This window comes from Stenotrophomonas maltophilia group sp. msm4 (assembly GCF_032025605.1).
GTDB lineage: Bacteria > Pseudomonadota > Gammaproteobacteria > Xanthomonadales > Xanthomonadaceae > Stenotrophomonas > Stenotrophomonas sepilia.
Map to the genome: position 1 here is coordinate 357,308 of NZ_JAVSKK010000001.1, position 22,013 is coordinate 379,320.

At 67.8% G+C, this 22,013-nt stretch carries 16 protein-coding genes; 9 read left to right on the forward strand and 7 right to left on the reverse strand.

The window, feature by feature from the left end; translation table 11 throughout:
* Positions 1 to 60 precede the first annotated feature (60 nt).
* The 4 genes from ROV93_RS01670 to ROV93_RS01685 are packed head-to-tail and all read right to left on the reverse strand — an operon-like array spanning position 61 to position 4,754.
* Positions 61 to 1,098: a spore coat U domain-containing protein gene (locus tag ROV93_RS01670; RefSeq protein ID WP_072166810.1), complete on the reverse strand. Its 1,038-nt coding sequence runs from the start codon at positions 1,096 to 1,098 to the stop codon at positions 61 to 63.
* Entirely contained in the window at positions 1,095 to 3,467 is a 2,373-nt protein-coding gene (locus ROV93_RS01675; RefSeq protein ID WP_312538487.1) for a fimbria/pilus outer membrane usher protein, read from the reverse strand. The genes ROV93_RS01670 and ROV93_RS01675 overlap by 4 nt, the downstream gene beginning before the upstream one ends.
* 7 nt (positions 3,468 to 3,474) lie before the next feature.
* A complete protein-coding gene (locus tag ROV93_RS01680) occupies positions 3,475 to 4,224 on the reverse strand; it encodes a molecular chaperone (protein WP_072166808.1) in 750 nt (249 codons plus the stop codon).
* Entirely contained in the window at positions 4,224 to 4,754 is a 531-nt protein-coding gene (locus tag ROV93_RS01685; RefSeq protein ID WP_072166807.1) for a spore coat U domain-containing protein, read from the reverse strand. Before ROV93_RS01685 ends, ROV93_RS01680 begins: the two co-directional genes overlap by 1 nt.
* Before the next feature lie 230 nt (positions 4,755 to 4,984).
* Between ROV93_RS01685 and map the strand changes: the two genes are divergently transcribed.
* From map to ROV93_RS01725, 8 genes are all read left to right on the forward strand, one after another.
* A complete protein-coding gene (gene map / locus ROV93_RS01690; protein ID WP_032955117.1) occupies positions 4,985 to 5,770 on the forward strand; it encodes a type I methionyl aminopeptidase in 786 nt (261 codons plus the stop codon).
* Between the two features lie 2 nt (positions 5,771 to 5,772).
* Complete coding sequence (locus ROV93_RS01695; protein ID WP_111007616.1) at positions 5,773 to 8,400, forward strand: [protein-PII] uridylyltransferase; 2,628 nt, start codon at positions 5,773 to 5,775, stop codon at positions 8,398 to 8,400.
* A complete protein-coding gene (dapD, locus tag ROV93_RS01700) occupies positions 8,400 to 9,479 on the forward strand; it encodes a 2,3,4,5-tetrahydropyridine-2,6-dicarboxylate N-succinyltransferase (RefSeq protein ID WP_072166805.1) in 1,080 nt (359 codons plus the stop codon). Before ROV93_RS01695 ends, dapD begins: the two co-directional genes overlap by 1 nt.
* 2 nt (positions 9,480 to 9,481) lie before the next feature.
* On the forward strand, positions 9,482 to 10,348 hold the full coding sequence (locus ROV93_RS01705) for a hypothetical protein (RefSeq protein WP_072166804.1): 867 nt from the start codon (positions 9,482 to 9,484) through the stop codon (positions 10,346 to 10,348).
* Between the two features lie 31 nt (positions 10,349 to 10,379).
* Positions 10,380 to 10,751: an arsenate reductase gene (locus ROV93_RS01710; protein WP_172412123.1), complete on the forward strand. Its 372-nt coding sequence runs from the start codon at positions 10,380 to 10,382 to the stop codon at positions 10,749 to 10,751.
* Positions 10,748 to 11,875: a succinyl-diaminopimelate desuccinylase gene (gene dapE / locus ROV93_RS01715; RefSeq protein WP_072166803.1), complete on the forward strand. Its 1,128-nt coding sequence runs from the start codon at positions 10,748 to 10,750 to the stop codon at positions 11,873 to 11,875. Before ROV93_RS01710 ends, dapE begins: the two co-directional genes overlap by 4 nt.
* A 377-nt stretch (positions 11,876 to 12,252) precedes the next feature.
* Positions 12,253 to 13,944 carry an asparagine synthase B gene (gene asnB / locus ROV93_RS01720; protein WP_072166802.1) on the forward strand — a complete coding sequence of 564 codons (1,692 nt, stop codon included), beginning with the start codon at positions 12,253 to 12,255 and terminating at the stop codon, positions 13,942 to 13,944.
* 101 nt (positions 13,945 to 14,045) lie between these two features.
* Positions 14,046 to 15,434 carry a cation:proton antiporter gene (locus tag ROV93_RS01725; RefSeq protein ID WP_312538488.1) on the forward strand — a complete coding sequence of 463 codons (1,389 nt, stop codon included), beginning with the start codon at positions 14,046 to 14,048 and terminating at the stop codon, positions 15,432 to 15,434.
* 82 nt (positions 15,435 to 15,516) lie between these two features.
* Here the strand turns inward: ROV93_RS01725 and ROV93_RS01730 are convergent, their stop codons facing one another.
* Complete coding sequence (locus ROV93_RS01730; RefSeq protein ID WP_072166799.1) at positions 15,517 to 17,844, reverse strand: penicillin acylase family protein; 2,328 nt, start codon at positions 17,842 to 17,844, stop codon at positions 15,517 to 15,519.
* Between the two features lie 123 nt (positions 17,845 to 17,967).
* On the opposite strand from ROV93_RS01730, the gene bfr reads away from it, so the two are divergent.
* On the forward strand, positions 17,968 to 18,456 hold the full coding sequence (bfr, locus tag ROV93_RS01735) for a bacterioferritin (protein ID WP_072166798.1): 489 nt from the start codon (positions 17,968 to 17,970) through the stop codon (positions 18,454 to 18,456).
* A gap of 252 nt (positions 18,457 to 18,708) precedes the next feature.
* Here the strand turns inward: bfr and parC are convergent, their stop codons facing one another.
* Together parC and ROV93_RS01745 are read right to left on the reverse strand one after the other, a co-directional pair.
* Positions 18,709 to 20,952, reverse strand: a complete 2,244-nt coding sequence (parC, locus tag ROV93_RS01740; RefSeq protein WP_072166797.1) for a DNA topoisomerase IV subunit A — start codon at positions 20,950 to 20,952, stop codon at positions 18,709 to 18,711.
* Between the two features lie 59 nt (positions 20,953 to 21,011).
* On the reverse strand, positions 21,012 to 21,893 hold the full coding sequence (locus ROV93_RS01745) for a helix-turn-helix transcriptional regulator (RefSeq protein WP_180890278.1): 882 nt from the start codon (positions 21,891 to 21,893) through the stop codon (positions 21,012 to 21,014).
* Positions 21,894 to 22,013: the final 120 nt, after the last annotated feature.

A 22,013-nucleotide genomic window follows, 5' to 3' on the forward strand; every position in this document is an offset into this window, starting at 1 on the left:
CGAGCCCGCGCTCGGCACGGCCTTCGTCCGGTGGGTGCCGACTGTTGGTCGGCACGCAGGTCAGTAGGTGATCGTCACCGTCACCAGGTCGTTGTAGGTGCCGGCCGGGGGCTGGCCGGTGACCGGCGGTACCCGGCCGTAGATGGTCAGCTGCTGTGCGCTTCCGGTGCCGGTGCTGCTGGCCGTGTCGACCGTCAGGGTGTTGCCCCAGCGCTGGCTTCGTGCCGGATCCCGGTACAGCTCGTAGGGGAGGTAATAGGTGCTGTTGCCGATGGTGGTGGCCATGCGCCGGGTGGTGGTGGCGGCGGGATTGTTCTGGCCGTTGTTCAGGCCGACCTGGAAGGCGGTGTTCTTCAGGCAGGTCAGGGTCAGGGTGGCGGTCTGGTCGATGTTGGCCGGGATGCCGCCGGTGACGTTGCCGAAATTCATGTTGGTGGTGACGTAGCTGCCGCATTGCGGCAGCACGTTGGCGGTGGCGGTGAAACTGAAGGCCGCGCTCGCGCTGTTGGTACCGGTGGCGCCGCCGTTGCAGGTGGCGGGAACGGTGGCGGTGCCGAGCAGGACTTCGTTCCAGGCCCAGGTCAGCACCACGCTGGCGCCGCTGAAGGTGCTGCTGTACGCGCCGGAGGCCAGGACCTGGTTGGCCGGAATCTGACCGAACAGCTGCACAGTCTGCGCACCACTGCCGCCGGTCAGCAGCGGTACGTTGTAGCTCATGGTCAGCTCCTGCGCTGGCGGCGTGCCGCGCGGGACCAGGCCAGTGACCTGGCCGAAGCTGGCGTTGTTATATAGCTGGAAATTCATCGTGTCGCTGGTGGAGGTGGCCATCGTGCGGGACGTGGAACTGCTGCCGCCGCCACTGCCTGCGCCGATGCCCACGCAGACGCGCACGCCGGTGGTGGCCAACAGGCTCAGCGCGGCGGTGGTGCAGGTCACCGTGATGTTGAGGTTGGCCGTGCTCGGGCCGGGTGCATTGCTGTTGATGTTGCCGAACGGCAGGGTCGGATCGGCGACCGCCGTGCAGACCGCGGTGGCACCGGCCGGCGCCGCTGCCAGCAGGCCGGCCCACAGCAGCAGGACGAGCAGCAGCACCTTCATGGCGCCACCTCCGGAATGCACTGCTGCGGTGCCGGCTTCGGGCGGGCACCGGACGCCACCACCTTGGGCAGGTCCGGTACCTTCACCCGGCACGGGCCATGGCTGGTGGTGACGTACAGCACGCTGCCGGCGGCGACGTCTTCCAGATAGAGCAGGCCGTCGTAGCCGACCGTGGCCTGGCGACCGTCAGGCAGCTGCACCTCGCTGCCCGCCTCCAGAGGCTGGCCGTCCATCGCCAGCAGGGTCAGGCTCAGTGACGACCGCGAACGCAGCTGGAAGGTCACGCGGGTGCCGGCGCGCTGGCGCGGCGTGACCCAGTCCTCGATGCGGTCGGCACGCATGTCTTCGGGCAGGTCCAGGGTGTCGATCGAGACCCGGTTGCGCTGCCAGGACAGCAACGGACTGACCAGCAACAGGCCGCGATCGTCGGTGACACCGATCAAGCGGTTCTCCAGCCGCACCGGGACGCCGCCGACGCCATTGGTGCTGATCACCGCGAACGCATCGGATACCTCGCGCGTGGCGAAGGCGTGCCCGCCCATCCACACCAGGCTGCCGCTGGCACTGGCGTAGGCATAGTTGAGCCCGCCCTGGCGCGAGGCACCGAAAGAATAGCGGCCGACATCGTTGAGGATGCCGACCTCGGCCAGGCCGCCGTTGCCGTCCTCGCCGTGGCGCAGCTGCGCGCGCCAGCCGACGCCGCCGGCGCTGCCATCGCCGGGCACCGGCTGGGTCACGTCCGCGACCCAGCTCTGGCTGTCGCCGTTGCGCTGGCTGGAGAGGCTGGCCTGGCGATTGTTGCCCAGGCTGGCAGTCATCGACAGGTAGATGCTGCGGTCATCGCTACGGTCCAGGTTCTGGTTCACCGACAGGTAGGCCGACCAGCGTTGGCTCCAGGCGCGCGACCAGAACAGGCTGGCATAGCGGTTGTCGTCGCCGTCGGGGTAGCGCAGGCGCAGATAGCTGGCGCTGAGCGTGCCCAGCCGCAGCAGGTCCAGGCCGACCGTGGCCTGCTCGCTGATGCTTGGTGGCAGGTTGCCCTGCAGCGCGCCCAGGTCGCGGTAGTCGCCGTGGCTGCGCACGCTGCGCAGATTGACGTTGAAGCGACGGTGGTTCCAGCTGTAGCCCAGCGCCCATTGCCCACCCTGCAGGCCGTGGTAGTCACTGTGCGCATAGGCGGCATTGAACACGCCGGCGGCGCCGAGCAACCACCAGCCGCCAATGCCGCCCTGGGCCAGGCCGCCGCCGCCTTCGGCATGCGCCTCGCCGGTGAACGTGTCGGTGACACCGCCGCGCCAGCTGGCGCTGGCCACCGTGCGATCGTCATAGGCGAAGGAGCGCTCGCCGAAATCCCGGCGCAGGTGGCCGACGCCGACCGACCAGTCCGACAGGCCCTTGGCCAGCAGCTGCTGGGTGCCGTAGAAACTGAAGTCCAGCGTCTGCATGCGGCCGAATGCGTCGGTCACCACCACCTGCGCGTTGCCGGTGCCGCTGATGCCGGGCTGTGCTGCGAGCTGGAAGGGACCGACCGGCACCTGCCCGCTGTACTGGCGCAGGCCATCGACATACAGCTCGACCGTGGAGGGCACCACGGCCTGGCCGAGGAAACTCGGCGTGGGCGTCAGCACGCGGTAGGGCTGCAGGCCATAGTTGCGGCCGATCTGCAGGCCACCCAGGCGCACGGGGCGGGTCCAGTCGACGAACCCGCTGTAGAAATCGCCGATCTCCAGGGTCGTTGCGCTATCGGGGAAATCCAGGCTCCAGCGCGTGTCCAGGCGCACGCTCTCGCCGCGCCAATGGCGGTCGCCGGGTTGCTGGTAGCGGCGGCTGATGGCGGTGTTCTCGAAAGTGCCATTGCCGATACCGAATACGCGCAGCTCCGAGCTCAGGCTGAGGTTGCCGAGCGTGTCCACCCGGCTGCCGTAGACGTTGTAGTTGAGCAGCACGCCGGGCGAGGCGCTGCCGGTGGGGGCGCGCGTCTGCGGGCGGCTGAGCACGGTGGTGGGCAGTGTCAGCTGGTCCAGCGGCACGTCCAGCGCCAGGGTCTGCATGTGGGCGTCGTAGCGCACCACCGCACCGCTGATCTGGTCCAGGTAGACCGGTGCATCGCCGCTGGCGTTGAAGCCGAGCTGGCGCAGCACTTCGGGGCTGGCCTGCAGCCGGCCACGGTTCTCGATGAACGGCAGCAGGCCGCGCGGCGTGCTGTTGAGCGACACATCCAGGTACAGCGTCTGGCTGGCGGTCAGCGGGGTGGGGGGGGGCAGGATCGCATCGGCCGACACGCCGGATACATCAGCCGCCGTGGCCACGCCGGACACATCGGCGGCCTCGGTCGCCGCGGGAACCAGGGCAGCCAGCAACGCGCCCATCATGGCCTCAGCGAGCCGGTGGGGGCGACAGTGGCGTCTGTTCCGACTCGCCATTGAGCTTGGCCGTGATCTGGTCGTTGTCGCGGTCGATCGCCGTGCGTTCGATCGGCCAGCGCATCACCTGGCCGGGCAGTACGTAGCCCAGCAGCCCGGGATGGACGATGCGTGGGCGCGTGGCGCTGCCCAGCGCGAGATCGGCGATCTGAGCGTAACTGTTGCCCGAATTGGCTACTTCGACGCCGTTGCGGCCGTCCGCCAGCTTTACCAGCCGGGCCTGCAGCTGCGGCGCCAGCGTGCCGGCCGAGGGCTGCACGAACACCGGGATCGAATAGCGCAGGACGAACTGCATGCCACCCGCGCGGATGGCCAGGTCGGGCACCTCGTCAACGATCAGGCGGTAATGTTGCTGTGCCGCTGGCGGTTCCTTGTCCGCACGCATGACCCGCACCAGCTGCTGCTGTCCGGCGGCCAGTTCCTGCATCGGCGGGGTGGCCATCAACGCATCGGTGGGCAGCAGCTGTTCCTGGCCGTCCTGCTGCACCCAGCGGAACACGCGTACCTGCAGCTTCACCGGCGAGGTGCCGCTGTTGGTCAGCCACAATTCGCCGGCACGCTGGCGGGCTTCCAGCTGCAGGCTGGTCGGGGCCACCTGCAGGCTGGTGGCGCCGGCGGCCGCGATGGCAAGCAGGTACAGGGCGAGCAGCGCCACGCCGGTGGCGCGCCACGGGCGGGATCCGGCCATGCGGGCGTGCTCCATCAATAGGTGATCGTGGCGGTAACCGTATCCAGGTAGCTACCGGCGGCCGGGTTGTTGGTGCTCAGGTTCAGGATCTGGCCGTAGACGATGTAGGGCACGGCCAGGCCGGTGCCGATGCCGGCCTGGGTGTTGGTGCCGGTTGTGGCGCCCCAGACCAGGGTATGTGCGGCATCCTGGTAGAGCTGGTAGCCGACATAGTTGTTGGCGGTCACCGCCGCATTGGTGTTCTTCATCCGCCGGGTGGTGACGTCGTTGGCGGTGCTGGCATTGGCGCCCGCATTCAGTGCAATCGTGTAGGGCGTCAGTGCCGAGCACTGGGCGGTCACCGTGCCCTGGCCCAGGGTGGGCGTGGTGGTGGTTGATGCCGCGGTGCCGAAGTCCACGTTGGTGGCGGCCGCCGCCGTGATGGTGCAGGCCTTGGTGACCACCAGGGTGACATTGAAGGTGGTGGTGTCGGCGGCCAGTGCCGGGCTGGACAGCAGGAACCCGGCCACGGCCCATGCCAGCGGGGATCGAACTGGGGATCGCATGAACAACCTCCCTGACCCGAAGGTCCGTTGAACAAGGCGAAGACGGCACGTTCGGTGCCGCTTTGACGACGGTGGATCCAGCTTAGGAGGCGTAAGTGTCTGTAATCCGTGATAATTAGGCAGACGAAAGAGCGGAGACCATCACGCTTTCACTTTCCTTGCCGGAACCGTGCATCACCCGGATCGGCAGTTGGGTGGCGTTCGTTCAGATTGCGGCCGGATCGGCGATAATGGGTGCCATGAGCGTGAATCTGAAAACCCCGCAGGAAATCGAGATGATGCGCATCGCCGGCCGCCTGGCCAGCGAAGTGCTCGACATCGTCACCCCCCACGTCAAGCCCGGTGTCACCACCGAGGAACTGGACCGCATCTGCCACGACCACATCGTGAACGTGCAGGGCGCGATTCCGGCCAACGTCGGCTACCGCGGCTTCCCGAAGACCGTGTGCACCTCGGTCAACAATGTCATCTGCCACGGCATCCCCAGCGAAGGGAAGGTGCTCAAGGATGGCGACATCATCAATATCGACGTCACCGTCATCAAGGACGGCTGGCACGGCGACACCAGCCGCATGTACTTCGTCGGCACCCCGTCGGTGATGGCGCGCCGCCTGGTGGAAACCACGTACGAAGCCATGTGGCGCGGCATCCGCGCGGTGCGCCCGGGCGCCACCCTGGGCGACATCGGCCATGCCATCCAAAGCTATGCCGAAGGCGAGCGTTTCAGCGTGGTGCGCGAGTACTGCGGCCACGGCATCGGCAAGGTCTACCACGACGAGCCGCAGGTGGTGCACTACGGCCGCCCGGGCCAGGGCCTGGTGCTGCAGCCGGGCATGACCTTCACCATCGAGCCGATGATCAACGAGGGTACCCGCTACAACAAGGTGCTGCCGGATGGCTGGACCGTGGTGACCAAGGACCGCAAGCTGTCGGCGCAGTGGGAGCACATGGTCGCGGTCACCGAGACCGGCGTCGACGTGCTGACGCTGTCGCCGGGCGAGTCGCAGGTCTCCTGACGATGCTGCCGGCGAGTTCGCTGCTGGACACGCCGGCCGCGTCGCTCAACGACCCGGATTGGGCTGCTGCCGCGCGCCAGGCGCTGCAGCAGGCCGACGCGCGCCTGTATCGCCGCTTCGACCAGGGCGACAACATCGAGCGCCTGCTGGCGCTGCGGGCGCGCGCGGCCGACCATCTGATCCGCTTGGCCTGGCAGCGTTGCCTGCCGGCCGACAGCGGCCTGTCGCTGTTCGCGGTCGGTGGCTATGGCCGGGGTGAACTGTTTCCGCGTTCGGACATCGACCTGCTGGTGTTCGGCGACCCGCCCGCACAACGGGCGCATGAAGCGGCATTGGCACGCCTGTTCGCGCTGCTGTGGGACTGCGGATTGGCGGTCAGCCATGCGGTGCGTTCTGCATTGCAGTGCCGCGAGGCGGCGGCTGACCAGACCGTGCTGACCGCGCTGATCGAGGCGCGTCCGATCCTGGCCGATGATGCGGCGCGCCGTGCGCTGCGCGAGGCCATCGACGACCGTGAGCTGTGGCCGGCGCGTGCCTTCTTCCTGGCCAAGCTGGAAGAGCTGCGCAACCGCCACCAGCGCTTCGGCGACACTGCCGACAACCTGGAGCCGGATCTCAAGGATGGTCCCGGCGGCCTGCGCGATCTCAACACGCTGGGCTGGATGGCGCTGCGCGCCTTCGGCGTACGCGACCTGGAAGCGCTGGTCGGCCTGGGCCACCTGGGTGCCGACGAAGCGGCTGCGCTGAAGCGCGAGCGTGCGGTGCTGGCGCGGCTGCGCTTCGGCCTGCACCTGGTCGCGCGCCGCCCGGAAGAACGGTTGCGCTTCGATTACCAGAAGACCCTGGCCGCGCGCCTGGGCTTCGAAGACGATGCCGAGAATCTCGGTGTCGAGAAAATGATGCAGGGCTTCTACCGCGCCGCGCTGGTGGTGCGCCGGATCAGCGACCGCCTGCTGCAGCGCTTCGAGGAACAGTTCGATGGCGAGGCCCAGCCGGAACCGCTGACCGTGGGCTTCTCCCTGCGCCGCGGCTACCTGGCCGCCAACGAGGCCGACTGGCCGCGCGGTGACATCGGCCAGGTGTTCGCCCTGTTTTCCAGCTGGGCCAACAATCCACAGGTGCGAGGCCTGCATTCGCTGACCGCGCGCGCGCTGGCCGAAGCGCTGCCGTTGTTGCCGGCCTACGACCAGGCCGATGCCGATGCACGCGAGCAGTTCCTGTCCCTGCTGCGCGGCCAGCGTCCGGTCGACACGCTTTCGCGCATGGCGCGGCTGGGTGTGCTTGGCCAGTGGATCCCCGCGTTTGCCCAGGTCAGCGGGCGCATGCAGTTCGACCTGTTCCATGTCTATACGGTCGACCAGCACACGCTGATGGTCCTGCGCAACATCGGCCAGTTCGCCAGCAGCCGTGCCGACGAACGCTTCTCGATCGCGCACGAAGTGTGGCCCCGCCTGCGCAAGCCGGAACTGCTGCTGCTGGCCGGCCTGTTCCATGACATCGCCAAGGGCCGCGGCGGCGACCACTCGGAGCTGGGTGCGGTGGACGCGCGTGCGTTCTGCCAGGCGCATGCGCTCAGTGGCACCGATACCGAGCTGGTGGCATGGCTGGTCGAACAGCATCTGCGCATGTCGGTGACCGCGCAGAAGCAGGACATCGCCGATCCGGTAGTGATCCATCGCTTCGCCACCCTGGTCGGCAGCCGCGACCGCCTGGACTACCTGTACCTGCTGACCTGTGCAGACATCGCCGGCACCAGCCCGAAGCTGTGGAATGCCTGGAAGGACCGCCTGCTGGCCGACCTGTACTTCGCCACCCGGCGCGCGCTGCGCGAGGGGCTGGAGCATCCGGTACCGGCCGCCGAACGCGTGGCCGAGGCACGTGACAGCGTGCGCGCACTGGTGCGCGAGCAGGGTTACGACGACGCCACCATCGATCGCCAGTTCGCGGTGATGCCGGATGAGGGCTTCATTCGTCTGCGCCCCGAGCAGCTGGCCTGGCAGGCAGCCGCGCTGGTGCCGGTGAAGCAGGGCCAGGTGCTGGTGAAGGTGCGCCGGATCAGTGTGGATGACCCGGCGCTGGAAGTGTTCGTGCACTCGCCCGACCGCGACGGCCTGTTCGCCGCGATCGTGATGACCCTGGACCGCAAGGGCTATGGCATTCACCGCGCACGCGTGCTGGACGGTCCGGCCGATACCATCTTCGATACCTTCGAAGTGAACCCGGCCGACACGTTTGCCGATGGCAGCAGTGCCAACCTGGAGGCGGCGCTGCGCGAGGCACTCAGTGGTGACCTGTCGCGCCTGCGGCCGTCGCGCCGTGTGGTACCTCGGCAACTGCGGCACTTCCGCTTCGCCCCGCGCATCGAGTTCCGCGATGAACCGGGCGCAACCCGTTTTGCCCTGGTCGCTCCCGACCGTCCCGGCCTGCTGGCCGATGTGGCGTTCGTGCTGCGCAACCAGGGCCTGCGCGTGCATGATGCGCGCATTGCCACGTTCGGCGAGCGCGCCGAAGACACCTTCGTGATCAGTGACGAACACGACCTCCCCCTGACTGAACCTGCCCGGCAGCAGCTGCATGACGCAATGCTGGCCTGCCTGGACCCTGATCGAAACGCCGGAGACCCCGCCTGATGGCCACCAAGCCCGCCAAGAAGACCGCCGCGACCCCCAAGAGCGCAGCGGCCCGGAAACCTGCTGCAGCCCCACCGGCCGCAAAGAAGGCCACTGCGCCGAAGAAGGCCGCCGCGGTGAAGGCCCCGGCGAAGAAAACGGCTGCGGTCAAGCGTGCTGTGAAGAAGCCGGCCCCGGCCAAGAGCGCCGAAGCCGTCCGCGCCGAAACCATCGCCCGCAAGTCGCTGCGCAAGCCGTCGGCACCCGGCGTGGAAGAACTCAGGTTCGGCATCGAGAGCGCCTTCGAGCGCCGCGCCACCTTGACCCTGCATGAGCTGGAAGGCTCGACCAGGCCGCTGGTCAACCGCGTGATCGACGGTCTCGAGAGCGGTGAATTCCGCGTCGCCGAGCCGGACGGCCAGGGCGGCTGGAAGGTCAACGAGTGGCTGAAGAAGGCCGTGCTGCTGTATTTCCGCGTCAACGACATGGCGGTGGTCGATGCACGACCGGCACCGTTCTGGGACAAGGTCGAATCGCGCTTCGCCGGCTACGACGAAGCGAAGTTCCGCCGGAGCGGCGTGCGCGTGGTGCCGGGCGCGATTGCCCGCCGCGGCTCGTACTTCGGCAAGGACGTGGTGTTGATGCCGAGCTTCACCAACATCGGAGCCTACGTCGGCGAAGGCACCATGGTCGACACCTGGGCCACGGTGGGTTCGTGCGCGCAGATCGGCAAGCACTGCCACCTGTCCGGCGGTGCCGGCATCGGCGGCGTACTGGAGCCGCTGCAGGCCAGCCCGACCATCATCGAGGACCACTGTTTCATCGGTGCGCGTTCGGAAGTGGTGGAAGGCGTGGTGGTCGGTCACCACAGCGTGATCGGCATGGGTGTGTTCCTCAGCCAGAGCACCCGCATCTACAACCGCGCCACCGGCGAGATCAGCTACGGCTACATCCCGCCGTACAGCGTGGTGGTGTCCGGCTCGCTGCCGAGCAAGGACGGTACCCACTCGCTGTACTGCGCGGTGATCGTCAAGCAGGTTGATGCCAGGACCCGCAGCAAGACCAGCGTCAACGACCTGCTGCGCGGCCTGGCCGACTGAAGGTGAGTGCGCCGGAGGACCTGGCGCAGTCCGCGATCTACCGGCATCCGTCCGACAACGCGTTCGGACGGATGCTGCCGCGCCTGCTGCACGCTCCGCGCTGGACCCGGTTGCGCCGGGCACTGTCGCGGCGCTGGCCGATGCCGGTGCTGGCCAGCGACGTGCGCGACGTGGTCTACGCGAGCTGGTGGGTCGATGTGCGCCATGCCCCGCCAGCGCCACCTGGCCACCACTACGTGGTCCATGCTGGACGCACGCCTTATACCGTTCTCAGCTATCGCCATGGCCATTTCGGGCCGGTGCTGGCGGGACCGTTGCGCTGCTTGATGCCGTCGCCAGGGCAGAGCAACTGGCGCTGGTACCTGCGCCGTGACCATGATCCAGGCGGGGCCCCGGTGGTGCTGTTCGATCGCAACGTGATGGACCAGCTGGCCTTCGTCGCCGGCGCGCGCGCTTTCAGCGATGCCATGCAGCCCCACCTGTCCACGCGCTTCGAGCATGTGGTGCGCGCCGATGGCGATGGGCACACCCTGATCGAAGGCGGGCAGGGCAGTGCGCCTGCCCTGCACCTGCAGTGGCGGGCCGCTGCGGGCTGGGAGGACGGGGCGTGGCGGGGGGCCTTCGGTGGCCATCAGGCCCTGCTGCGCTTCCTGACCTGCCAGGATGAGGCCGTTGCGCGCACCTGTGACCGGCACTGGGCCAGCACCCGCATCGCGCTGCCGGTGGATGTCGACAGCCTGCAGCCGCTGCAGCTGGAAGGCGAACTGCAGTGCCCGCGCCTGCAGGCGATGGACGTGGCGCTGCACGAGGGGCTGGCCTTCCGGCTGCCAAGGGTACCGTTCCGGGTCGTGTCCGAGCGCCTGTTGTGAGATTCTGGGCCTCTGTTTTCCAGCATCACAGATGGCCATGAGCACCACTGTCTACGGTTTGAAGAACTGCGATACCTGCAAGAAGGCGACCAAGTGGCTGGACCGCTTCGGCGTGCCGTACACCTTCGTTGACTACCGCGACAACAAGCCGAGCCCGGAAACACTGCTGGCGTGGGCTGAGCAGCTGGGTGGCCTGGCCGCGATGGTCAACAGGTCCTCCACCACCTGGCGGCAGCTGCCGGACAACCGCAAGGCCGCCGATTCCGAGGCCGAATGGAAGCTGCTGCTGCGCGAGTACCCGCAGCTGATCAAGCGCCCGCTGGTGGTCACCGCCGACGGCACGGTCAGCCAGGGTTTCAGTGACAATGGCTTCAAGGCCCGCTTCGGCGTGGGTGACGCGTGAGCGCGGTCCTCGACCTGACCTGCGAGCTGATCGCACGGCCCTCGGTGACGCCCGATGATGCCGGCTGCCAGGCACTGCTGGCGGCACGCTTGAAGCAGGCCGGGTTCCAGTGCGATCACCTGCGGCTGGGCGAGGTCGACAACCTGTGGGCGACCCATGGCCAGGGCGCGCCGGTACTGGTGCTGCTGGGCCATACCGACGTGGTGCCGACGGGGCCGCGCGAGGCCTGGACCAGTGATCCTTTCACGCCGACGATCCGTGATGGCGTGCTGTATGGTCGCGGCACCGCCGACATGAAGGGCAGCGTGGCGGCGTTCGTGGTGGCGGCCGAGCAGTTCGTTGCCGCGCATCCCGATCACCCCGGCACGCTGGCGGTGCTGCTGACCAGCGACGAGGAGGGCGATGCCATCGATGGCGTGCGCCACGTCGCACGGCTGTTCGCCGAGCGCGGCCAACGCATCGACTGGTGCATCACCGGCGAGCCGTCGTCGACCGCGACGCTCGGTGACCTGCTGCGCGTGGGTCGTCGTGGCAGCCTGTCGGCCAAGCTGCGGGTGCAGGGCGTACAGGGCCATGTGGCGTACCCGGAGAAGGCGCGCAACCCGATCCACCAGGCGGCGCCCGCCCTGGCCGAGTTGAGCGCACGGCGCTGGGATGACGGCTACGAGAGTTTCCCGCCGACCAGCCTGCAGGTCTCCAACATCCATGCCGGTACGGGCGCCAACAATGTGATTCCCGGCGAGCTCGAAGTGGATTTCAACATCCGCTACAACCCGCACTGGGATGCGCCGAAACTGGAAGCGGAGATCACCGCGCTGCTGGATCGGCATGCCCTGCAGTACACGCTGAAGTGGCATCGCAGCGGCGAACCGTTCTACACCCCGGAAGGCACGCTGCGCGCCACCGCGCGCGCGGTGCTGGCCGAGCACATCGGTCGTGCCCCTGAGGAAAGCACTGGTGGCGGCACCTCCGATGCGCGCTTCATCGCGCCATTGGGCGCGCAGTGCATCGAAGTGGGGCCGGTCAACGCCAGCATCCACCAGGTGGACGAGAACGTGCGCGTGGACGAACTGGAAGCGCTGCCCGGGCTGTACCAGCGGCTGGTGGAGCGGCTGCTGGTGTGAGGCATGGCACCGGGCACGGCCCGGCGCTACCCCTGTGGGCCGACTGCTGGGTGCCGACCGTTGGTCGGCACACCTTCACCTGGTTGCCAACGCAACGGTTGCGCCGTGCCGGAAACCGGGGTAGGGTCGATGCCATGTCGATCCGCCTGGCCACCGCCGTCAATAACAACAACCGCAATAATCTGCGCGCGAATAATCGTGCGCGGCCGATGCGGGACTGCGCCCTGGGTAGATAGACAGCAACACACGCCCGGACACCAGAAAACCCGCATCGGTCGATGCGGGTTTTTTTTGTGCCCGGGCGCAGCCCCACCCGGGCCTGGATGGCCGGTCGAACACCCTCCCACCCGTGAAATTCCCCCAACAGGAGCTCCCCCATGTGTTCGATCTTCGGAATCTTCGGCCTGCAGGCCGGTGACGATCTTCCGGCCCTGCGCCGCCATGCGCTGGAACTGTCGCAGCGCCAGCGCCACCGCGGCCCGGACTGGAGCGGCGTGTATCTTGACGAAGGTGCGCTGCTGGTCCACGAGCGGCTGGCCATCGTCGACCCGGCCGGCGGCTCGCAACCGCTGCTGTCGGCCGACGGCCAGCTGGCGCTGGCGGTCAACGGCGAGATCTACAACCACCAGCAACTGAAGGCCGCACTGACCACCGCCTATGACTTCCAGACCGGTTCGGACTGTGAAGTAATCAATGCGCTGTACCGCCAGGGCGCTTCGCCGGCGCAGTGGCTGGAGCAGCTCAATGGCATCTTCGCGTTCGCGCTGTGGGACCGTGGTGCCGGTCGTGTGCTGGTGGCGCGCGACCCGGTCGGCGTGGTGCCGCTGTACTGGGGCCACGATGCCCAGGGACGTCTGCGAGTGGCCTCGGAAATGAAGGCACTGGTCGATACCTGTGCCGACGTCGCGCAGTTCCCGCCGGGCCACTATTTCGACAGTGCCAGCGGTGAGCTGGTGCGCTACTACCAGCAGCCGTGGCGCGACTACGCTGACGTGCAGGGTCGCCAGGCCGATCTGGCCGAGCTGCGCCAGGCCTTCGAGCATGCGGTGGAACGCCAGCTGATGAGCGATGTGCCGTACGGCGTGCTGCTGTCTGGTGGCCTGGACTCGTCGCTGGTGGCGGCGGTGGCCGCGCGCTATGCACGCCGTCGCATCGAGGATGGGGGGCAGACCGAAGCCTGGTGGCCGCGCCTGCACTCGTTCGCAATCGGCTTGAAGGGCTCTCCCGATCTGGCCGCCGCTGCAATCGCCGCCGAAGCGCTGGGCACCGTGCATCACGGCTTCGAGTACACGTTCGAGGAGGGCCTTGATGCACTGCCGGAAGTGATCCGCCATATCGAAACCTACGACGTCACCACCATCCGCGCATCGACGCCGATGTTCCTGCTGGCACGGCGGATCAAGGCCATGGGGGTGAAGATGGTGCTTTCCGGCGAGGGCAGCGACGAGATCTTTGGTGGCTACCTGTATTTCCACAAGGCGCCGGATGCGCGTGAATTCCACGACGAACTGGTACGCAAGCTCGACGCGCTGCACAACTACGACTGCCTGCGCGCCAACAAGTCGATGATGGCCTGGGGCGTGGAGCCGCGTGTGCCGTTCCTGGATCGCGAATTTCTCGATGTGGCGATGCGCTTCGACGCCGCGCACAAGATGGTCGGTGCGGGCTTTGGTGGCCGCCGCATCGAGAAGGCGGTGTTGCGCGAGGCGTTCGAAGGCTACCTGCCGGACAGCATCCTGTGGCGGCAGAAGGAGCAGTTCAGCGATGGCGTTGGCTATGGCTGGATCGACGGGCTGAAGGCGCATGCCGAAGCTCAGGTGAGCGACCGTGTGCTGGCAGCGGCCGACAAGCGCTTCCCGCACAACCCGCCGCAGACCAAGGAGGCCTACTACTATCGTCATCTGTTCGAGCAGTTCTTCCCGAGCCGTGCGGCCGCCGAGACCGTGCCGGGTGGCAAGTCCATTGCCTGCTCGTCGCCGGCGGCGATCGCGTGGGATGCCAGCTTCGCCGCAGCTGCAGATCCGTCGGGGCGCGCGATCGCGGGCGTGCACGAGCAGGCACTGGCGTAAGCCCCGAAAAAGGGACGGAGCGGGACCGGGGCGCTTGTGCCACTAACGACTTAATCCCCTCCGTCCCCTTTTTGTATGATCGCCCCCCTGCACATTGGGGAATGTTCATGGACGTACACAGCGGGGGCCCGGCGCCACCGACGAAGTGGGGATGGCGCTACCTGGCCTGGGCCGGGGTCCCGCTGCTGGCTGGCGTGCTGCTGGCCCGTTATGCCGGGCCGGCGGCGCCCGAGGCTGTTGCCCGCGCCACGGCCACGGCCGAAGCCACCTGGGTGCAGCATCTGGCGTCGCCGCTGGGCCTGTTCCTGCTGCAGCTGCTGGTGCTGTTGCTGGTGGCCAAGGGCGCAGGCGCGCTGCTCAAGCACTTTGGACAACCGGCGGTGATCGGCGAGATGGCCGCCGGCCTGATGATGGGCCCATTGATGCTCGGCAGCCTGTTGCCGCCGCTGCATGGAGCCCTGTTCCCGCCCAGCTCGCTGGGCCCGCTGGGCATGCTCAGCCAGTTGGGTGTGCTGATGTTCCTGCTGGTGGCCGGTGCCGAGCTGGACCTGGCGGCGCTGCGTGGACGCCGGCGTTTTGCCTTTACGGTCAGCCATGCCGGCATTGCGGTGCCGTTTGTGCTTGGCGTCGCCCTGGCGATCTGGCTGTACCCGCAGCACGGTCCGCAGGGCGTGGGCTTCACCGCATTCGCACTTTTCGTTGGCATATCGATGAGCATCACGGCCTTCCCTGTGTTGCTGCGTATCCTTGCCGACCGCGGTATCACGCAGGCGCCACTGGGGCAGACCGCGATTGCCTGCGCTGCATTGGGTGATGCCACCGCGTGGTGCCTGCTGGCGCTGATCGTGGCGGCTGCACAGGCCAGCGGATGGCTGCCGGCCAGCCTCAACCTGCTGTGCATAGTCGCCTTCGTGGCGCTGATGCTGGGGCTGGTGAAGCCGTGGTTCGCCCGCCAGCAGATCGCGCCGGGTCGTGAGGGACGCTGGCTGCTCGGCATCCTGCTGCTGTCGCTGGCCAGTGCCCTGGTCACCGAGATGCTCGGCATCCATGCGCTGTTCGGTGCGTTCGCGGCTGGCGTGGCGGTGTCGTCAAATGTGCAGTTGCGCGAGCTGCTGATGGCGCGCGTCGAACCGTTCGCGGTGACGCTGCTGCTGCCGCTGTTCTTCGCCATGACCGGGCTGCGCATGCGCGCCGATACGCTGCAGGCCAGCGATGTCCTGTTGTGCGTGGTGGTGATCGCGGTAGCGACGACCGGCAAGCTGCTGGGCACCTTCAGTGCCGCACGCAGTGCCGGCATGCCCACCCGTGAGGCGTGGCGGCTGGGTGCACTGATGAACACCCGTGGCCTGATGGAGCTGATCGTGCTCAACCTGGGTTACGAACTTGGCCTGCTCGGTGACCGGCTGTTCGCGGTGCTGGTGATCATGGCGCTGGTGACAACGGCGATGACCGGGCCACTGTTGAACCTGATCGAGCGGCGCAGGGGCTGAGCGTTGAACGGTAGTGCCGGCCGCTGGCCGGCAACCTCATGATGCTGGATGCACCTGCATGGATGCCGGCCAGCGGCCGGCACTACCGCGCTGGCACCAGCGTCATGGTGTGCTGCGCCTTGCCCGGCAGGAACGGCGTCGGCCGGCCATGCACCCAGTCTTCGTGGCCGGCACCCCAGTAGGGCGACAGTGGATGCCCACTCTGGCCGCCGGGCATGTGCACGATGCCGTCGGCCTCGTGGCCCGGCGAAACCACCATGCGCTCGGAAGCGCCGAAGTTCGGCGTCTGCACGCGCGGCATGTCGCGGTCGCCGGGCAGGTGGTCGGCCGGCATGCACAGCCAGCGTTTGGCGATGTCCGGCAGCGCCCGTGCGATGGGATGGCAGATCGCCGCGGTATTGCGTTCGCCCCAGCTGCGTTTGGCCAGCGGTCCCTGCCTGGTCAGCTCGCTCTCGGTACGGCGTGCGGCGTCGATCAGCAGTGCATCCCAGCTGTCGAAGGCCGGTGGCAGAAGATTGGCCGGCCGCTGCTGCAGCATCGGCCAGGCCACCCCTTCCAGCTGCGCCAGGCGCGGCTCCAGATAGTCATCGCCCAGCTGCGCATTGGCCGGTGCCAGCAGTGCATCGGACAGTGTCTTCATCACCTGCGTACGGAACTCACGCACCACCCGGTAGCTGACCGAGCTGGCCGAGGCACGGCCGTCCCATTGATGGCTGGCCTCCTTCATGCGCTTCAGTGCAGGGTCGTCACTGCGTTCGATGACGTCGTGCAGCAGCGCCCACCAGCGCTGCAGGAACACCGCGCGATCGTCGAGCTGGATCGCCAGCAGGTCGTGTTCGTCGAAGCGCTCCTGGATCGCCAGCAGGTCGCGGATCTGCCGCGCACGGGCGCCAAGGTCATAACCACCGTTGCCGACATTGGCCAGTGCCTCGCCGTCGAGGACGCGGCCGTTGGCGGTCCACAGGCGATGGTTCGGTGGGTCGATCAATGCCGGCGAGGCGTCGCTGCGGATCGGCCAGGGGGCGCAGTCCTGGTTGTGGGCGGCGTTGAAGCCGGCCGGCGCGCAGCCCGGACCGCGGTCGGGGCGGGCGCCGATCAGGCGCCAGGCGATGCGTCCGCTGCGGTCGCCGACCACCAGGTTCTGTGCGGGAATGCCGGCGTGGTCGGCGAACTGCAGGGCCGCGTCCAGGTCACCGGCGCGGGCCAGGTCACCGAAGTCCAGGCGCACGGCGCCGGGCAGGTGGGCGACCCAGCGCAGCGCGTCGCCGCTGCCATCGGCATGCGTGTGCAGGATCGGCCCCCAGGCGGATTCGCGCACCGGGAACAGCACGTCGGCCTGGCCGGCCACCGCAATCCGCTCTTCATGCACGGTCACTGTGGCGTTGGCTGGTTCAGTGCGGTAATCGGCAGTGTCTATGTAACTGTTGGTGAAGCCCCAGGCGACGTGGCCGTTGCTGCCGACGATCACCGCCGGAAGGCCCGGCAGCGAGAAGCCGGTGACGTCGACCTGGCCGCCAGCGGCCTGCGGGTCGGGGTAGCGCAGGCGCACGCGGAACCACAGGCCGGGTGCGCGCAGGCCCAGGTGCATGTCGTCGGCAACAATGGCGCGGCCGTCGGCGGTGAGCGCACCGCCCACCGCGAAGTTGTTGCTGCCGACGGCGTCGGCTTCTTCCTGCCCGGTGCCCGGCTTTCCCTTCAGCGCGCGCAGGTCCAGCTGGCTGGCATCGGGCAGCGTGGCATTGCCGGTGGGTTCGCCGAACAGCGGGGCATCCCATTCGGTGCCATCGTGGGCAATCAGCGCATACAGCGCCGGCGGCACCACCGCGCGGATGCGGCTCAGCGCAAGCTCGGTCTGGTTGCCGGGATCCTGCAGGTCGGCGTACATGGCCAGCCCGGTCAGCACGCTGTCGCTGGCCTGCCAAGGCTGCGGTGACTGCCGCAGCAGCAGGTACGCCCACGGCCGCACGGAGAGGTCGGCAAGGCCTTCGTTGACGCCGTCCACGTAGGCGCGCACCGCATCGCCGTTGTCGCCCAATGCAGCGTCCATGTGTGCCTCGGTGCGTGCGCGCAAACGGTGCACGCGCATGCGCTTGTCGGCGTCGATGGCCTTCGGTCCGAACAGTGCGGACAGTTCGCCGGCGGCGCTGCGGCGCATCAGGTCCATCTCGAAGTAGCGTTCCTGCGCGTGTACGCGGCCGAGTGCACGCATCGCGTCGGCCTGGCTGCCGGCCGTGATGGTGACCACGCCCAGCGCATCGCGTTCGAGGGTGACCGGCTTCGCCAGCCCGGGCAGCGCATGCTCGCCCTCCAGGTCGGCCAGGCTGCCGCGCAGCAGCAGCCACAGCACCAGGGCGCTGACCAGCACGATGGCGATCAACACGCCCAGCACCCAACGCCATGTACGTCGCATCGCACGTCCTTTCCGAACTCGTGGGCCGATTGTAGCCGCAGGCGCAACTGCGACTGATTCCGATTAGACCACCGTACTTTGAAATGCGGCACCCTATGCCGCATCGATTCACAGGAGCCCCCCATGAAAGGCAACCCGGACGTCATCGCCTGCCTGAAGGAACTGCTGCGCGGCGAGCTCGCTGCCCGCGACCAGTACTTCATCCATTCCCGCCGCTACGAGGATCAGGGCCTGTTCGCACTGTACGAACGCCTGAACCACGAGATGGAAGAGGAAACCCAGCACGCCGATGCGCTGCTGCGCCGGATCCTGTTCCTGGGCGGGGACCCGGACATGCGCCCGCACGCCACCGAGCCGGGCAAGACCGTGGAAGAGATGCTGCAGAAGGATCTCGACACTGAATACGCCGTTCGGAACAATCTGGCCGCCGGCATGAAGCTGTGCGAGGAGAAGGGCGACTACGTGAGCCGCGACATCCTGCTGGCGCAGCTGAAGGACACTGAGGAAGACCACGCCTGGTGGCTGGAACAGCAGCTGGGCCTGATCAAGCGCATCGGCCTGGAGCTGTACCAGCTGAGCAAGATCGACGGCACCGGCGCCCCGGCGCACTGAGCCGGCACCGCTTTTTGTAGAGCCGAGCCAATGCTCGGCTGCGTTCCGGTAGAGCCGACCAGCGGTCGGCTCTACCAGAAGAAGTACAGCGTTCTGTCGCCCGCCAGCACCGGAGCACCGCCAGCCAGCCTTCGCCCGCCAGCCGCTCCACCGCCTGCCAGCCGACAACGAAAAAGCCGGGGAATGCCCCGGCTTTTTCGTGTCCGGGGTCAGAGCCCTTTCCGGTGGAAAGGGATCCGACCCCCGTGCTCCTCACTCCACCGACAACCCTTCCACCTTCTGCCAGCCGCGCGGCAGCAGGTGGCCGCGGGTGGCGCGGGCGCCGAGGTAGGCGTCGAGCTCGTTGAACTTCAGCCCCATCGTGCGCTGACCGCTGCGCACCTGCAGGGTCTGCCCCGGGCTGATCGCCACGATGGCGACCACGCGTTCGGTGGCGAGCTTGGCCTTCGGGATCTCGATGATCTTGTTGCCCTTACCCTTGTCCAGTTCCGGCAGGTCGTTGGCGGCGATCGCCAGCAGGTTGCCGGAGCTGGTCACTGCCACGATGCGGTCGGTGGCGACGTTGGCCACTGCCGACGGGGTCAGCACCGACGAACCGGCCGACAGGTTCAGCATCGCCTTGCCGGCCTTGTTGCGGCCGATCAGGTTCTCGAAGCGGGTGACGAAGCCATAACCGTGGCTGGAGGCCAGCACGAAGCGGGTGTCCGGCTCGGCGCTGGCCAGGGTCACGAAGCTGGTGCCCGGTGCCGGCGAGAAGCGGCCGGTCAGCGGTTCACCATTGCCACGCGCGGAGGGCAAGGTGTGCACCGGCGTCGAGTAGGCGCGGCCCTCGCTGTCGAGGAACGCGACCTGCTGGGTGCTGCGTGCGCGCACCGCGCCCTGCAGTCCGTCGCCTTCACGGTAGGACAGGGCAGATGCATCGACGTCGTGGCCCTTGGCGGCACGGATCCAGCCCTTCTCCGACAGCACCACGGTCATCGGCTCGCTCGGCACCAGCTCGGTCTCGTCGATGGCCTGCGCCGCCTGACGCTGCACCAGCGGCGAACGGCGTGCGTCGCCGAACTTCCTGGCGTCGGCAGTCAGTTCGTCGCGGATCAGCTTCTTCAGCTTGGCCTTGCTGTCGAGGATGCCGAGGATCTTCTCGCGTTCCTTGGCCAGCTCGTCCTGCTCGCCGCGGATCTTCATCTCTTCCAGGCGGGCCAGCTGCTTCAGCTTGGTTTCCAGGATGTACTCGGCCTGTTCCTCGGACAGGCCGAAGCGCGCGATCAGCGCCGCCTTCGGTTCGTCCTCGGTACGGATGATGTGGATCACCTCGTCCAGGTTGAGGAAGGCGACCAGCAGGCCTTCCAGCAGGTGCAGGCGGCGCTCGACCTTCTGCAGGCGGTGCTGCAGGCGGCGGGTGACGGTGTTGCTGCGGAAGGTCAGCCATTCGCTGAGCAGCATCTTCAGGTTCTTCACCTGAGGACGGCCGTCCAGCCCGATCACGTTGAGGTTGACGCGGTAGCTGCGCTCCAGGTCCGTGGTGGCGAACAGGTGGCCCATCAGTTGGTCGGCGTCGACGCGGTTCGAACGCGGCACCAGCACCACGCGCACCGGGTTGGCGTGGTCGGATTCATCGCGGATGTCTTCCAGCCACGGCAGCTTCTTGGCGCGCATCTGTGCGGCGATCTGCTCGATCACCTTCGACGGCGACACCTGGAACGGCAGCGCCGTGATCACGATGTTGCTGGCTTCCTTGGTGAAGGTCGCGCGTGCACGCACGCTGCCGTTGCCAGTCTCGTAGATGTTGCGCAGGTCATTGGCCGCAGTGATGATCTCGGCGCTGGACGGGTAGTCCGGGCCCTGCACGTGTTCGCACAGGTCGCGCACGCTGGCGTCGGGATTGTCCAGCAGGTGCAGCAGCGCGCTGACGATCTCGTTGAGATTGTGCGGCGGCACGTCGGTGGCCATGCCCACGGCGATGCCGGTGGTGCCGTTGAGCAGCAGGTGCGGCAGCCGCGCCGGCATCCAGGTCGGCTCCTGCAGGGTGCCGTCGAAGTTCGGTGCCCAGTCGGTGGTGCCCTGGCCCAGTTCGCCCAGCAGCACTTCGGCGATCGGGGTCAGCTTGGATTCGGTGTAACGCATCGCCGCGAACGACTTCGGGTCGTCACTGGAGCCGAAGTTGCCCTGGCCCTCGATCAGCGGGTAGCGGTACGAGAACGGCTGCGCCATCAGCACGAGTGCTTCGTAGCATGCACTGTCGCCGTGCGGGTGGTACTTACCGATGACGTCACCGACGGTGCGCGCGGACTTCTTCGGCTTGGACGCGGCATTCAGGCCCAGCTCGCTCATCGAATAGATGATGCGGCGCTGCACCGGCTTCAGGCCGTCGCCGATGAAAGGCAGGGCACGGTCCAGGACCACGTACATCGAGTAGTCGAGGTAGGCGCGTTCGGCGTACTCGCGCAGCGGCAGTTGTTCGAATCCGTGGAACACGGGGCGGGCAAGTTCGGTCATGCGGCGTTGTTACCTATGTCGGGAGGCGGCGACGGCGGTCGCCGCTCGCAATCCTGTGATTATCCGGATGCGGCGGGGGATGCCAAGCCGCGTGCAGGGTCCAGCCCGGTTTCCAGGCCGTGGCCGGCCCGCGCCAGGTAGCGCCCCGGTGGCAGCCCGAAGTGGCGGCGGAACACGGTGACGAAGGCGCTGGCGCTGCTGAAGCCCAGTGCATGGGCGATGTCGGCGACGCTGCGGCCATCGGTCAACTGGCGCAGGGCTTCGGAGAGCCGGGCCTGCTGCCGCCACTGAGCGAAGCTGAGCGTGGTCTCGTCGCGGAAGTGGCGGGTCAGGCTGCGCGGTGACAGGCCGGCCCAGTGCGCCCATTCCGCCAGGCTGCGTTCGTCGGACGGGTCGGCCAGCAGCTGCGAGGCGATCTTCAGCAGGCGCCGGTCATGCGGCATCGGCAAGTGCATGCGCTGGCGTGGCGCTGTGCGGATCTCGTCCGCCAGCACCTCGATGATGTGCTGGCGTTCGGAGGTGGTGTCGTAGCCCGGTGGCCAGTCACAGATGCGCTCGGCGAGCGCCTGCGCCAGCTTGGACAGGCCCAGCACGCAGGGATCGGAGGGCAGGGTGGCACAGACCGGAGCCGCCAGCGCCATGCCCCAGCCACGCAGGGGTCCGTCGAGGGTGACCGTGTGCGGCTCCAGCGGCGGCATCCAGCCGGCCGAGCCCGGCGCCAGCGACCAGGTGCCGTGCGAGGTACGGGTGGTCAGCAGGCCGCGCTCGACGCAGATCAGCTGCGCGCGCTGGTGATGATGCCAATCCACTTCACGGACCAGCCCTTGCGGGCTGTCGAAGCGGAAACCGACCACCGGGGGACCGTCGTTGCGCTCGAACCAGTCCAGCGCTTCGTCCCTGAGCAGGCGTTTGGGAGTAGGGATTTCTGCCTTGTTCATCATGTCTGCTGGCTGAAATGTGTCATCCATTGGCTGGATTGTACTACCGGGCCACCTGACCGGGTCATTAAGGTAGGCGCCTTCACCGATCCAGCCCACTGCTGCAACACAGCATTCGATGTC

Coding starts and splice junctions, on each gene's coding strand:
- parC (WP_072166797.1), bottom strand. CDS start 20,952: ATGACCGAACTTGCCCGCCCCGTGTTCCACGGATTCGAACAACTGCCG.
- bfr (WP_072166798.1), top strand. CDS start 17,968: ATGAAAGGCAACCCGGACGTCATCGCCTGCCTGAAGGAACTGCTGCGC.
- ROV93_RS01675 (WP_312538487.1), bottom strand. CDS start 3,467: ATGGGCGCGTTGCTGGCTGCCCTGGTTCCCGCGGCGACCGAGGCCGCC.
- ROV93_RS01685 (WP_072166807.1), bottom strand. CDS start 4,754: ATGCGATCCCCAGTTCGATCCCCGCTGGCATGGGCCGTGGCCGGGTTC.
- ROV93_RS01710 (WP_172412123.1), top strand. CDS start 10,380: ATGGCCATGAGCACCACTGTCTACGGTTTGAAGAACTGCGATACCTGC.
- map (WP_032955117.1), top strand. CDS start 4,985: ATGGGTGCCATGAGCGTGAATCTGAAAACCCCGCAGGAAATCGAGATG.
- ROV93_RS01725 (WP_312538488.1), top strand. CDS start 14,046: ATGTTCATGGACGTACACAGCGGGGGCCCGGCGCCACCGACGAAGTGG.
- ROV93_RS01695 (WP_111007616.1), top strand. CDS start 5,773: ATGCTGCCGGCGAGTTCGCTGCTGGACACGCCGGCCGCGTCGCTCAAC.
- ROV93_RS01745 (WP_180890278.1), bottom strand. CDS start 21,893: ATGATGAACAAGGCAGAAATCCCTACTCCCAAACGCCTGCTCAGGGAC.
- ROV93_RS01680 (WP_072166808.1), bottom strand. CDS start 4,224: ATGGAGCACGCCCGCATGGCCGGATCCCGCCCGTGGCGCGCCACCGGC.
- ROV93_RS01730 (WP_072166799.1), bottom strand. CDS start 17,844: ATGCGACGTACATGGCGTTGGGTGCTGGGCGTGTTGATCGCCATCGTG.
- dapD (WP_072166805.1), top strand. CDS start 8,400: ATGGCCACCAAGCCCGCCAAGAAGACCGCCGCGACCCCCAAGAGCGCA.
- asnB (WP_072166802.1), top strand. CDS start 12,253: ATGTGTTCGATCTTCGGAATCTTCGGCCTGCAGGCCGGTGACGATCTT.
- ROV93_RS01670 (WP_072166810.1), bottom strand. CDS start 1,098: ATGAAGGTGCTGCTGCTCGTCCTGCTGCTGTGGGCCGGCCTGCTGGCA.